Genomic DNA, 11,696 nt, shown 5'->3' with positions numbered 1-11,696 from the left:
GAAATTTTTGAGTATTTTTACTCTAATGTGCTTTTTGGTTTATTTTCAGAGTTGCCAAAAAGAAGATGATTTCTTAGAAAACGGCACACATTTTGGCCCTAAGCTTAATCATCAAAAAACCAGAATAATAACCGGCAAAGAAGCTAAAAAAATCAAAGAAATGATGTTTACTTCTTATTCAAATGGCAGAAAAACAGGCAGAAGCTCTCTTCATTTGAGAGATGACGGGCAATATGTTGATTATGCTCAAATTATAGAAGTAATCGATAGTTTTGGCAATACAAACTATACTTTTAAAATCATAAATCATCCGGAAAAAACAGATGGTAATTTTTTTAATTTAGTGTTTAGTGTTAAAGATGGTCAATCAACCATTGAACTTTTAAAGTATGTAATGGATGAAGACTTCAAGGAAGACTATTATAACAACCTTAAAGAAATTCATGATTTCAAAGGGATGGTTTATTTTACCACTTTATCTTCAACCGGGCCATGTGATCCTATTGAAGTTGATCCTTTACCATTGAACCCTACACTACCCTCTGACGGCAACACTTCCGGCGGTGGAACAATATCCGGAGGAGGTAACCCAACCGGGCCGGGTGGTATATCTGGTGATGGGTTAAGTGGTGGAAGTGGTACTAATATGAGTTGGATATATGAATGTGTAGATACAAGTTGTAGACGAAGATATACAAGTTATGAAGAAATGCAAAATTCAGATACTTGTGCTGGTTATGACTTTAATTTAATCATAACTTATTTTAGAATTCCTCAAAGCACTCCAAGCAACCCTTGCCCTAAAGCAGGCCAAATAGGAATGTTACCGGATACCGACGGTAAAAAATATTTAAAAAAGCTATTAACCACAACTGGGTTTTTGAATAAGATTTCTACTTTACAAGGGTATGCTGCTCAAGAAGGACTATCTGCATCAGAATATGGCTTTAATATTAGTTATAATGGTACAAATTTTTATTTAGCTAACATTTTTAGTGGAGGACCAAATGAGATTAAAGTACCAAAAGGGCCCTTTATTGTTGCTTTTGTTCACAGTCATAACAGAAATGGTTATCCAATGTTTTCAGTTTCAGATTTAATTAATTTAAACAAAGTTAAAAATGCTGCTACCCAAGTTGAAACACCAGAAGTATTTACCTTTATACTCGTAACAGAAGATAATGTTTTTGCCTATCAGATAAAAAATGTTGACCAATATAATGCGTTTTGTAATACAGTAAATAATGATTTTAAAAAGTTTGATAGAGAATTAGAAAAACTATACAATAATACAGCAAATACAGATGTTAGTAGCACAAGATATATAAATAATCTCATAACATTTTTAACAAAACATAATGCTGGTATTTCACTGTATAAATTAAATAACGATAATTCAGACTGGATAAACTTAAATTAATAAATCATGAAAATTAAAGAAATAACATTAATAATTGCTTTTTTAATTATTACAGAAATTAATGCACAAACCTACCCGTTATATAATACACCTGAAAATGTATTCTTTGTTGATGGTGCATATTACAAAGATCTCAATAACGATTTAAACAAATACGAAGGTAAATGGAGATTAAATTTAAACTCAACTTCATTTATTGAAATTGAATTCAAAAAAATAATTCAATATAATGATTTAACGTTAAATAAAAAATATGATGTTTTAATAGGTGAATGTAAATATGTTTTAAATAATACAATAATATTCAATACAATACCAAATATCAACAACACCTACACCAATCATTATTTTGTGGCTAATGGAATTGTAGATTCAGTTAGGGGTATTTGGAATTTTGATTGTCCTTATTGTTTAAACAATGAAAAATTCATTACCGGAGGATTAGAAGATTCTGAAAGATCTGAATTGCCATCAAAATTAGTAATGCGTCATTTTTTAGAAAGTGGAATTGAAAAAATTAAAATTATGTTTCATGTCTATGGTTCTGTCATGGAAGATTACCCTTTTGATGATTTTAGGTTGCCTTCCGGTCAATATGTGTTAACTAAAATTGATTAAATGCTGAAATAAAAATGAAATGGGTTTTATAAAAGCCCATTTTTTTATACCTTTAAAATCGGAAAAACAAACAAACGATATGATTAAACGAAAGGTAAATTCTGTGCAAGAAGCATTGCAGGGAATCACTGACAATATGACCATTATGTTAGGAGGCTTTGGCCTTTGTGGCATTCCTGAAAACAGTATTGCTGAGCTGGTTAAGATGAATGTAGCCAACCTAACCTGTATTTCGAACAATGCCGGAGTAGATGATTTTGGATTGGGCTTGTTGCTTCAAAAAAAACAAATCAAAAAAATGATTTCTTCCTACGTGGGTGAAAATGCTGAATTTGAACGTCAAATGTTGTCCGGTGAGTTAGAAGTTGAACTTACGCCTCAAGGTACATTGGCTGAAAAATGCAGAGCAGCTCAACATGGAATTCCTGCTTTTTTTACACCCGCCGGTTACGGAACCGAAGTAGCAGAAGGAAAAGAAACCCGCGAATTCAATGGCAAAATGTATGTAATGGAAGAAGCATACAAAGCCGATTTTGCGATTGTAAAAGCATGGAAAGGTGATGAAGCCGGAAACTTAATATTCAAAGGAACAGCCAGAAACTTCAACTCTTGTATGGCCGGAGCAGCCAAAATCACGATTGCTGAAGTGGAAGAATTAGTGCCCGCCGGAACTCTAGACCCTAACCAAATCCACATTCCTGGAATAATGGTCAATCGTATTTTTAAAGGGGAAAAGTTTGAAAAAAGAATTGAGCAAAGAACCGTTAGACAAAAGGCATAAATCATGGCATTAGATAAAAACCAAATTGCAAAACGAATTGCAAAAGAAGTAAAAGACGGTTACTATGTGAATTTAGGAATTGGCATTCCAACATTAGTAGCAAATTTTGTCAGAACAGACATTTCTGTTGAATTTCAAAGTGAAAACGGAGTATTGGGCATGGGTCCATTTCCATTTGAAGAAGAAGAAGATGCGGACATTATCAATGCAGGAAAACAAACTATTACTACGTTGCCCGGAGCTTCCTTTTTTGACTCCGCTTTTAGTTTTGGAATGATACGAAGCAAAAAAGTTGACTTAACGATTTTAGGTGCGATGGAAGTTTCCGAAAACGGTGATATTGCTAATTGGAAAATCCCCGGAAAAATGGTTAAAGGAATGGGTGGAGCTATGGATTTAGTAGCTTCTGCCGAAAATATCATCGTGGCCATGATGCATGTTAATAAAGCTGGGGAATCCAAAGTCCTTAAAAGTTGTACATTACCATTGACAGGAGTTGGTTGTGTTAAAAAAATAGTAACTGAATTAGCAGTAATGGACGTAACACCAAACGGTTTTAAATTACTAGAAAGAGCACCGGGAGTAACCGTTGAAGAAATTATCAAAGCTACGGAAGGGAAATTAATTGTAGAAGGTGAAATTCCTGAGATGATTTTAGATTAAATATTGCTCAAAAAATTTAAAGGCTATTAAAATTCAACCTTTAATAGCTTTTTATTTGTTTAAATAGGCCAATAAAACCTCATTCGCATTGCCAAAAGTTGGATGTTGATCGGTGACACTCACCACTCTTTTTTTGTTTAATTTATACGTCAAATCAAATTCTGTAGTAAATAAAATAACTGATAAAAACGGATTGTTAATAAAAGGAAGCAAGCGATTAAAGGCTTGGTTAATAGTATGAATTTCAAACAACTCTTCTTTTTGAAATCGGAATTTTAGTTCTAATTTCAACTCGTTTTCTTCTAAAATAGGACGTATAAAAATATTTTTTAATTCCGTTTTTCCAATGGTTTTGGCAAAAGTAAGTTTGGCAAAAGTCCCATCAGAAAGACTGGTTTTAAATTTTTCATAAAACTCTGAAAAAGTTGCAGTAAATAACATGTTTTTTAATTTTTATCCTTTCGGTATCGCTTCAATCAACTTTTTAGTATACTCACTTTTTGGATGAGCATACAATTCATCGGCATCAGCCATTTCTTCAATTTTTCCTTTATTCATTACTAAAACTTGGTCACTCATATATTTTACAACCGCTAAATCATGTGAAATAAAAATATAAGTGAAGCCAAAATTCTCTTTTAATTCGTTCAATAAATTCAACACTTGAGCCTGAACAGATATATCTAACGCCGAAACCGATTCGTCACAAACAATAAGCTTGGGTTGTAAGGCAATTGTTCTGGCTATTCCAATGCGTTGCCGCTGTCCTCCTGAAAACTCATGTGGATAACGGTTAAAAAAGGATTCTCCTAAACCAACTCGTTCCAAAATTTCGATTGCTTTTGCTTTTCGTTCGGCATCATTAGCAAATAATCCATGCACTTTCATGGGTTCCATTATCGCTTTCCCAATTGGAATTCTTGGATTTAAAGAAGAATATGGATCTTGAAAAATGATTTGAATTTCTTTTCGTAATTTTCGAATATCTTCCTTATTTAAGTTTGTAATGTCATTTCCTTTATAAAAAATTTGTCCCGAAGTAGCTTTATCTAATTGCAAAATAGCATTTCCTAATGTTGATTTTCCACACCCTGATTCCCCTACTAAGCCAACTGTTTCGCCTTCATAAATTTTAAAACTAACATCATTTACGGCTTTAAAAGAATGTTGCTTTCCGAATAAACCTACTGAAGAAAAATAGTCTTTTCCAATATTTTTCACTTCTAAAAGTGGCGATTTTGAATAGATTTTCAATTGATTTTTATTTCTTTCCTCTGCAGAAACTATTTCGCTTTTGAATGATTCTTTCAAAAAATCTTGAATGGTGGGAAGCCTTTTCAAGCGAAAATCCAATGAAGGTCGCGAGGCAATAAGAGCTTTAGTGTAATTATGTTGAGGATTTTCGAAAATTTCTTTGGCAATTCCCTGTTCTACAATTTGACCTTTATACATCACTAAAACCCGATTAGCGATTTCAGAAACTAAAGATAAATCGTGTGAAATAAAGAGTATGCTCATCTTCGTTTCTCTCTGCAACTCTTTTAGCAATTGTATGATTTCCTTTTGAACGGTAACATCCAAAGCAGTTGTGGGTTCATCTGCAATTAAAATTTTAGGCTTACAAGCAATTGCCATAGCTATCATAACCCGTTGCTTTTGTCCGCCGGAAATTTGGTGAGGATATTTAGAAAACAGTTCTTCCGGATTTGGTAATTTTACTTTTTCAAAAAGAGAAATTACTTGATTTTTAATTTCTTTTTTTGAAAGTGATGTGTGTATTTCTAAAATTTCTGCTACTTGCATGCCGCATTTCATCGAAGGATTCAGTGAACTCATGGGTTCCTGAAAAACCATTGCAATTTCATTTCCTCTGATTTTTTGAAATTCCTGATCCGACAATAAGGAAATATCTTTGCCTTCAAAAACGATAGAACCATTGGCAATTTTTGAAATAGAAGAAGGCAACAAACCCATGATTGCCAAGGAAGAAACAGACTTCCCTGATCCGGATTCCCCGACAATTCCTAAAATTTCATTTTCATATAATTCATAGGTTAATTGATGAACAACCGGTAGATATTTCCTTTCTTTCAAAAAGGAAATATCAAGATTATCTATTGATAATATTGGCATTTCATTACACATGAATAATTTCCTCTTCAATTAATAAATCCTCTCTACGTAATCGTAAAAAAACTTGTGCAACGGCTATCACATCCTTTTCACAATAAGTGATGATACGGTCAATATCTTTTTCTACATAATAAACATAGGCTACTTCACTACCGTCAATATCATCTTTAGGAGATGGAATTTGCAGGACTTTAGTGAGTAAACGCATGGAAGTATAATGTTTGTAATCACCAAATTTCCAAAGCTCTAGCGTGTCTAAATGCGGAACTTCCCAAGGTTTTTTGCCAAATAAATTCAATTTAGCTGGAATTTCAATTTGATTAATAATCATTCTTCTGGCGATAAAAGGAAAATCAAATTCCTTGGCATTGTGACCACATAAAATATGCTGTGGTTGATTAAAATGGTTATTGAGTAAATTGCTGAAATCCTTCAAAATCTTTTTCTCTTCTCCAAAAAAAGAAGTGACTCTAAAATTTCGGACATCTCCTTTAGTTATAAAATAGCCAACAGAAATACATATAATTTTACCAAACTCTGCCCATATACCGGCTTTGTCATAAAATTCTTCTGGTGTAAATTCATCCTTACGTTGGTATTGCGTTTTAGATTCAAAAAGATATTGCTTTTCTTCATCTAATAATTTGAAATTTTCTTCTTCCGGAACAGTCTCAATATCCAAAAATAAAATGTTGTCGAGTTTAATTTTTTCTATCATAATCAATGAATTTAGCTTTTATAAATGTATAAAAAAGAATGATAGAAATAAGGAATAAAAAATACATTCATTCTTTTAAATGAAAAAATTTTACAATTAGTTTGGAGTTTAAACATATGTTAATAAATCTGCGTATTGTTTTTATGAATAGAAATAAAAAACACTTGTAAAAACGTTTTTGCAAGTGTTTAATAAATTTTATCTAATAATCTGTATCTACTATTTAGAAATAGTCATTCTAATTCTAGAATTCGTGATTTACTTTTCATATTATTAAGCTTAAAAAAATATTATTAATTTAACACCATTTTTTTAATAATCTCCCTATTCTCTGATACTATTTTAAACACATAAACTCCTCGACTCCATTGAGCCACAGGAATAGCTAGTTGACCCCTAAAACCAATGGTTTTAGTTTGATACATCAATCTGCAGTTAAGGTCAAACACCTCAAATTTAGCATTAGGTAGTTCATTATAAGTAAATTGAACTACATCTTGAGCAGGATTAGGATAAAAAGAAACACTCCCTTTTTCATCATCAAAATCAGCAACACCCAACGTGCACAACGCGTTGTTTTGTAGTGGTACATTACTGCCTTGATTGAGTGTGCCATTGCCAAACTGACCAAAATCATTGCTTCCCCACACCCAAACGGAGCCATCGGATTTTACTCCAACGGTAGTGGTATTTCCTCCTGCATAAATTCTATCCCAATTGTTATCTGAACCTATTTGGGTAGGTACATTTCGATTTTCAAAAGTGCCATCTCCCAATTGACCCTCTTGATTTCTACCCCAAGCCCATAGGGTGCCATCGGTTTTGATGCCGTAGGAACGCATTAATCCAGTTGCAAAATCTTTCCATGTATCGGTTGTAATCTGAAAAGGGGTCAAACTGCCACTAAATTCACCATTACCAACTTGACCATAGCTACCATTTCCCCATGCCCATAAAGTGCCATCCATTTTTTGAGCCAAAATAAAAAATGAACCGGCTTGAATTTTACTCCAATTATCCGAATGACCTTGTGAAAGGGTATATACATAGTTGCCTAAAAAACCCAACATTACATTACTATTAAACCCACATCCCCAAAACGTTCCATCATTTTTTAGTGCAAAAGTACCGGAATCAGTTACTGCAACATCTACCCAATGGTTATCCGTTCCGATTTGTATGGGAGTGAGCTGGCTTAGATAATTATTTCCTTGCCCTTGCCCTAATTCATAATCATTGTTTTGACCCCAACCCCATAGAGTGCCATCTTCTTTTAAACCAACGGTGTGGGTGGGAGAACCAACTATTTTCAACCAATTATTACCTGAACCTATTTGAGTGATTACATTGGTTGAAGTTGTAGAATTGATACCGAGGCTTCCATAGATATTATTTCCTGTAGCCCAAAGAGAACCATCTTGATTAGTAAAAAATGATTTACCTTGAGCTGCAAAAATATCTTTCCATATATTTTGAAAGCTAATAACTGATGGTATTAATGTCGTAGAAGAAGGTTGATTAGCTAGTTGTCCTCCCCCTGATGCTCCAAATCCCCATAAGCTGTTATCTGATTTTAAAAGTAATACATGACCATCCCCTACTGAAATTTTCTGATAACATTGGGCATTTAAAATACTGCTGATTAGAATAATAAAATAAATTAACTTTTTCATTAATATAAAATTTATTGAAAAATCATGACCTATTTTACTGATAGGTCATGATTAAAATGTACTAATTATTTTTTTACAACTTTAAAATAAGAAATATATTCGTTGTTTGACCACAACGTTAACATATAAATCCCTTGAGGTAGATGTTCCATAGAAATTTTGGTTTCAAAAGAATTAGTGGGCACTTTCTCTTCTAATAGCAACTGTCCTCTCAAGTCATACAAACGCCACTGATCGATAGAGTAATCAACACTCCATTTTAAGTAAGCGGCATCCGTAACTGGATTGGGCCAAAAGGTGACATTAAGTTCCGGATTGTCTACGTCAGAAATACTCAACGTACACAAAGCATTGTTTTGTAACGGCACAGTACTCCCTTGATTGAGTGTGCCATTACCAAATTGACCAAAATCATTGGTTCCCCACACCCAAACGGAACCATCGGATTTTACTCCAACGGTAGTGGTATTTCCTCCTGCATAAATTCTATCCCAGTTATTGTCTGTCCCAATTTGAGTAGGAACATTTCTATTTTCAAAAGTGCCATCTCCCAATTGACCCTCTTGATTTCTACCCCAAGCCCATAGGGTGCCATCGGTTTTGATGCCATAGGATCTTAAGGAACCCGCAGCAAAATCTTTCCAGGTATCAGTTGTAACCTGGAAGGGAGTCAAACTGCCACTAAATTCACCATTACCTACTTGACCATAGCTACCACTTCCCCATCCCCATAAAGTGCCATCCGTTTTTTGAGCTAAAATAAAAAATAATAATTTAATGTTGTATTTTGATATTAAATCAATTATCTTTATGTTGTTAATTCCGTTTATTTTCTTTTATATATGAAATAGACAGATTTTCCCAACATAAAATTACTACATTCAAAACAAACTTCCAACTTATTTTTGGAAGTTTTTTTTATGACTATTTATATGTGAAGTTAGTAATAAGTAATAATAAATTAAATATGAAAAATGTAGAAGAAAGAGTAATAAACAATAATGTAAAAAAAGTATATACATTAAGTGATATTGGGAAGTGGTTAAATTATGGTTTTTACAAAACAAAAAAAACCACCTCTAGGAGAAGGTGGTTTTTAACGAATTATAATTTAGCAGGTATTCTTATTGTGTAACAGGAGCATCATCCAATACTTTCCCTTTAATAGTGAGTACTTTTGGTACTTCATTTTCATTTAAAGAAACAGTTACTGTTTTTGAAAAAGCACCTGGGCTTGCAGCATTATAAGTTGCTGTAATGGTAGCTTTTTCACCTGGTTTAATTGGTGTTTTAGTATAATTTGTAGCCGTACATCCACAAGATGCTTTTACATCAGTAACTAAAACTGTTTGTTTAGTTGTATTTACAAAAGTGAAATCATGAGAAACTGGTGTTCCTTTTTTGATGTCTCCAAAATCAAAAGTCTCTTCTTTCCATTTTACAGGAGTTGTTGGTTTTTGAGGAGCTGGGGTTGTGGTGATAGCAGGAGTTACTGCTGCTTTCTTTTCTTGAGCATTTGCACTAACTGAAAACAAAACTGTTGCAGCAAAAGCAAATAAAGATACTTTTAAAGATTTCATACTTATTATTTTTAAATTATTGATTAATTCGTTTGAACTTAGCAAATATATTCACAAGAAAGCGGATATTTGTTAAGCACATCATAAGTTTTGTTAATGAGTTGTTAATCAGAAAAAAATATACGCTTGTGTTAGTAGTTTTGTGTCTAAATCTAAGATTAAATTGAAATTTAACCGTTTAAATAGTATCATTTTTGCAGGATTCCTATCAATTGTAGGGGTGTTGATTATGCAATTGTTAATGCTAAATCAGGCCTATTCTTTTGAAAAAAAAGAGTTTGAAGACAAAATTCACTTTGCTTTACAAGATGTAGTAAAACGGATTTATCGTGACAACAAAACGGATTTAGCCATTACTAATCAAATTAAAAAAATTACGGACGATTATTATATTGTAAATATTGACGATGTTTTTGAACACCAAGTTTTAGAATATTATTTAAAATCTGAATTTCAAAAAGTAAAACTTGGTATTGATTATGAATATGCCATTTATAATTGTGGAACAGATGAGATGATATACGGAAATTATGTTTCCAGTGATTCGGGTAAACCGGAGAAGTGTGAAAACTGTTTTCAAAAAAATGAAGGTTTAATCTATTATTTCGGAATTCGATTTCCGGATTTACGACACAAATTTATTACTTCGTTAGGTCAATATTGGATTTACACCGGCATATTGTTTTTGGTTTTAATTATTTACGTATACTCTGTTTTTCTTTTATTAAAACAAAAAAAGTATACCGAATTGCAAACTGATTTCATAAATAACATGACCCATGAATTCAAAACACCACTTTCGTCTATTTTAATTGCTTCACAATATGCCTCTTCACAGGATGAAATTAAAAACAATCCAAAATTGGCCAAATACATGCAAATTATCACGAACCAAAGTCATAAACTGAATCAACATATTGAACGGATTTTAAATGTGGCAAAAGGAGATGCAAAATGGATAGAATTGGACAAAAAACCAATTAATATTAAAGACGCTTTAGAATTAGTAAAAGAAAATGCTATTTTAAAATCAACTAAAAAAAGTGTTGTTAAAATAGAAATACCTTCTAAAATTTCTGTTTTGGCCGACGAATTTCATTTTAATAATGTTTTGTATAACATTGTTGATAATGCTTTGAAATACTGTTCTGAAAGCCCTGAAATAGTAATAAAATCTGTTGAAACCGATAAAGGAATCACTCTCCATTTTTCAGATAATGGTAGCGGAATTGCTCCACAACACATTGATTATGTTTTTGATAAATTCTATCGGGTTCCGCGTGAAAACAAAAAAGATATTGAAGGTTTTGGTATTGGTTTATTTTATGTGAAAAAAATAATTGATTTACATCATTGGAAAATAGCTATTCAAAATAATGAAAATCAAGGCATAACAGTTTCTATTTTCATTCCAAAAAAAGATGTAGTATGAGTAAAAAGAAAATTCTCTATGTTGAAGATGATGAATCACTAGGTTTTTTAACTGCTGATAGTTTAGAAAATCAATATGATATTGCCCATTTTATTAATGGAAAAGAAGGTTTTGATGCCTTTTGTTCCGGGGAATATGATTTATGTATTTTAGATGTGATGTTGCCGGATATGGATGGATTTGAAATTGCAACTGCCATTCGAAAACGAAATCAAGAAATCCCCATTATTTTTCTTTCAGCAAAAACCATGAAAGAAGACCGCATAAAAGGATTAAAGTTGGGTGCCGATGATTATCTGGTTAAACCTTACAGCATAGAAGAATTGACCTTGAAAATTGAAGTGTTTTTGAATCGAAGTCAAAAAACAACCTCTAAAACAACAACTTATTTAATTGGTCTCTTTGAATTTGATCCAACAAATTATTGTGTTTCCAAAGGAAAAGAAGTGACAAACCTCACTGAACGGGAAGCTGCCTTATTAAAATTCTTTTTAGAGAATAAAAACACTGTTTTAAAAAGAGAAAAAATTTTGATGGAACTTTGGGGAACCGATGATTATTTTGTGGGGAGAAGTTTAGATGTTTTTATTTCGCGACTGCGAAAAGTATTTAAAGAAGAACCCAACATCCGGATTGAAAACATTCCAAGAGTTGGGTTCAAATTAGTTTTAGAATAAA

Annotated in this window: 12 protein-coding genes; 6 read left to right on the top strand and 6 right to left on the bottom strand. The window is 32.5% G+C overall.

The window, feature by feature from the left end:
- The 4 genes from ACIQ2Z_RS01035 to ACIQ2Z_RS01020 all read left to right on the top strand — a co-directional run.
- Nucleotides 1-1,420 (top strand): hypothetical protein (locus ACIQ2Z_RS01035; protein WP_396182311.1); only part of this gene is annotated, 1,420 nt, incomplete at its 5' end.
- Between the two features lie 6 nt (nt 1,421-1,426).
- Nucleotides 1,427-2,038, top strand: a complete 612-nt coding sequence (locus ACIQ2Z_RS01030) for a DUF6705 family protein (protein WP_396182310.1) — start codon at nt 1,427-1,429, stop codon at nt 2,036-2,038.
- Nucleotides 2,039-2,117: 79 nt separating this feature from the next.
- Nucleotides 2,118-2,819: a CoA transferase subunit A gene (locus ACIQ2Z_RS01025; RefSeq protein WP_396182309.1), complete on the top strand. Its 702-nt coding sequence runs from the start codon at nt 2,118-2,120 to the stop codon at nt 2,817-2,819.
- A gap of 3 nt (nt 2,820-2,822) precedes the next feature.
- Nucleotides 2,823-3,482 (top strand): CoA transferase subunit B, encoded by a 660-nt coding sequence (locus tag ACIQ2Z_RS01020; protein WP_396182308.1) that lies wholly within the window; start codon nt 2,823-2,825, stop codon nt 3,480-3,482.
- A 51-nt stretch (nt 3,483-3,533) separates the two neighbouring features.
- On the opposite strand, the gene ACIQ2Z_RS01015 is transcribed toward ACIQ2Z_RS01020, so the two are convergent.
- The 6 genes from ACIQ2Z_RS01015 to ACIQ2Z_RS00990 form a co-directional block, all read right to left on the bottom strand.
- Nucleotides 3,534-3,923, bottom strand: a complete 390-nt coding sequence (locus ACIQ2Z_RS01015) for a hypothetical protein (RefSeq protein ID WP_396182307.1) — start codon at nt 3,921-3,923, stop codon at nt 3,534-3,536.
- Between the two features lie 12 nt (nt 3,924-3,935).
- On the bottom strand, nt 3,936-5,627 hold the full coding sequence (locus ACIQ2Z_RS01010) for an ABC transporter ATP-binding protein (protein WP_396182321.1): 1,692 nt from the start codon (nt 5,625-5,627) through the stop codon (nt 3,936-3,938).
- Nucleotides 5,620-6,333: a 3'-5' exonuclease gene (locus ACIQ2Z_RS01005; RefSeq protein WP_396182306.1), complete on the bottom strand. Its 714-nt coding sequence runs from the start codon at nt 6,331-6,333 to the stop codon at nt 5,620-5,622. Before ACIQ2Z_RS01005 ends, ACIQ2Z_RS01010 begins: the two co-directional genes overlap by 8 nt.
- A 293-nt stretch (nt 6,334-6,626) precedes the next feature.
- The gene (locus ACIQ2Z_RS01000) at nt 6,627-8,006 is read right to left on the bottom strand and encodes a T9SS type A sorting domain-containing protein (protein ID WP_396182305.1); all 1,380 of its coding nucleotides are present in this window, start codon (nt 8,004-8,006) and stop codon (nt 6,627-6,629) included.
- Between the two features lie 65 nt (nt 8,007-8,071).
- A complete protein-coding gene (locus ACIQ2Z_RS00995) occupies nt 8,072-8,767 on the bottom strand; it encodes a T9SS type A sorting domain-containing protein (protein ID WP_396182320.1) in 696 nt (231 codons plus the stop codon).
- Nucleotides 8,768-9,130: 363 nt separating this feature from the next.
- Nucleotides 9,131-9,586 carry a DUF1573 domain-containing protein gene (locus tag ACIQ2Z_RS00990; RefSeq protein ID WP_396182304.1) on the bottom strand — a complete coding sequence of 152 codons (456 nt, stop codon included), beginning with the start codon at nt 9,584-9,586 and terminating at the stop codon, nt 9,131-9,133.
- 163 nt (nt 9,587-9,749) lie between these two features.
- Between ACIQ2Z_RS00990 and ACIQ2Z_RS00985 the strand changes: the two genes are divergently transcribed.
- Together ACIQ2Z_RS00985 and ACIQ2Z_RS00980 are read left to right on the top strand one after the other, a co-directional pair.
- Nucleotides 9,750-11,018 (top strand): sensor histidine kinase, encoded by a 1,269-nt coding sequence (locus ACIQ2Z_RS00985; protein WP_396182303.1) that lies wholly within the window; start codon nt 9,750-9,752, stop codon nt 11,016-11,018.
- Nucleotides 11,015-11,695, top strand: a complete 681-nt coding sequence (locus tag ACIQ2Z_RS00980; RefSeq protein WP_396182302.1) for a response regulator transcription factor — start codon at nt 11,015-11,017, stop codon at nt 11,693-11,695. The genes ACIQ2Z_RS00985 and ACIQ2Z_RS00980 overlap by 4 nt, the downstream gene beginning before the upstream one ends.
- Nucleotide 11,696 lies beyond the last annotated feature (1 nt).

The sequence above is a fragment of the Flavobacterium sp. genome (genome assembly GCF_044361015.1).
GTDB lineage: Bacteria > Bacteroidota > Bacteroidia > Flavobacteriales > Flavobacteriaceae > Flavobacterium.
Note: the sequence above shows the minus strand (reverse complement) of the source record. Positions and strands in the feature narration are given on the sequence as shown.

Excerpts from the sequence above, each read along its gene's own strand:
- ACIQ2Z_RS01030 (WP_396182310.1), top strand. The coding sequence starts at position 1,427 with ATGAAAATTAAAGAAATAACATTAATAATTGCTTTTTTAATTATTACA.
- ACIQ2Z_RS01025 (WP_396182309.1), top strand. The coding sequence starts at position 2,118 with ATGATTAAACGAAAGGTAAATTCTGTGCAAGAAGCATTGCAGGGAATC.
- ACIQ2Z_RS01020 (WP_396182308.1), top strand. The coding sequence starts at position 2,823 with ATGGCATTAGATAAAAACCAAATTGCAAAACGAATTGCAAAAGAAGTA.
- ACIQ2Z_RS01015 (WP_396182307.1), bottom strand. The coding sequence starts at position 3,923 with ATGTTATTTACTGCAACTTTTTCAGAGTTTTATGAAAAATTTAAAACC.
- ACIQ2Z_RS01010 (WP_396182321.1), bottom strand. The coding sequence starts at position 5,627 with ATGTGTAATGAAATGCCAATATTATCAATAGATAATCTTGATATTTCC.
- ACIQ2Z_RS01005 (WP_396182306.1), bottom strand. The coding sequence starts at position 6,333 with ATGATAGAAAAAATTAAACTCGACAACATTTTATTTTTGGATATTGAG.
- ACIQ2Z_RS01000 (WP_396182305.1), bottom strand. The coding sequence starts at position 8,006 with ATGAAAAAGTTAATTTATTTTATTATTCTAATCAGCAGTATTTTAAAT.
- ACIQ2Z_RS00990 (WP_396182304.1), bottom strand. The coding sequence starts at position 9,586 with ATGAAATCTTTAAAAGTATCTTTATTTGCTTTTGCTGCAACAGTTTTG.
- ACIQ2Z_RS00980 (WP_396182302.1), top strand. The coding sequence starts at position 11,015 with ATGAGTAAAAAGAAAATTCTCTATGTTGAAGATGATGAATCACTAGGT.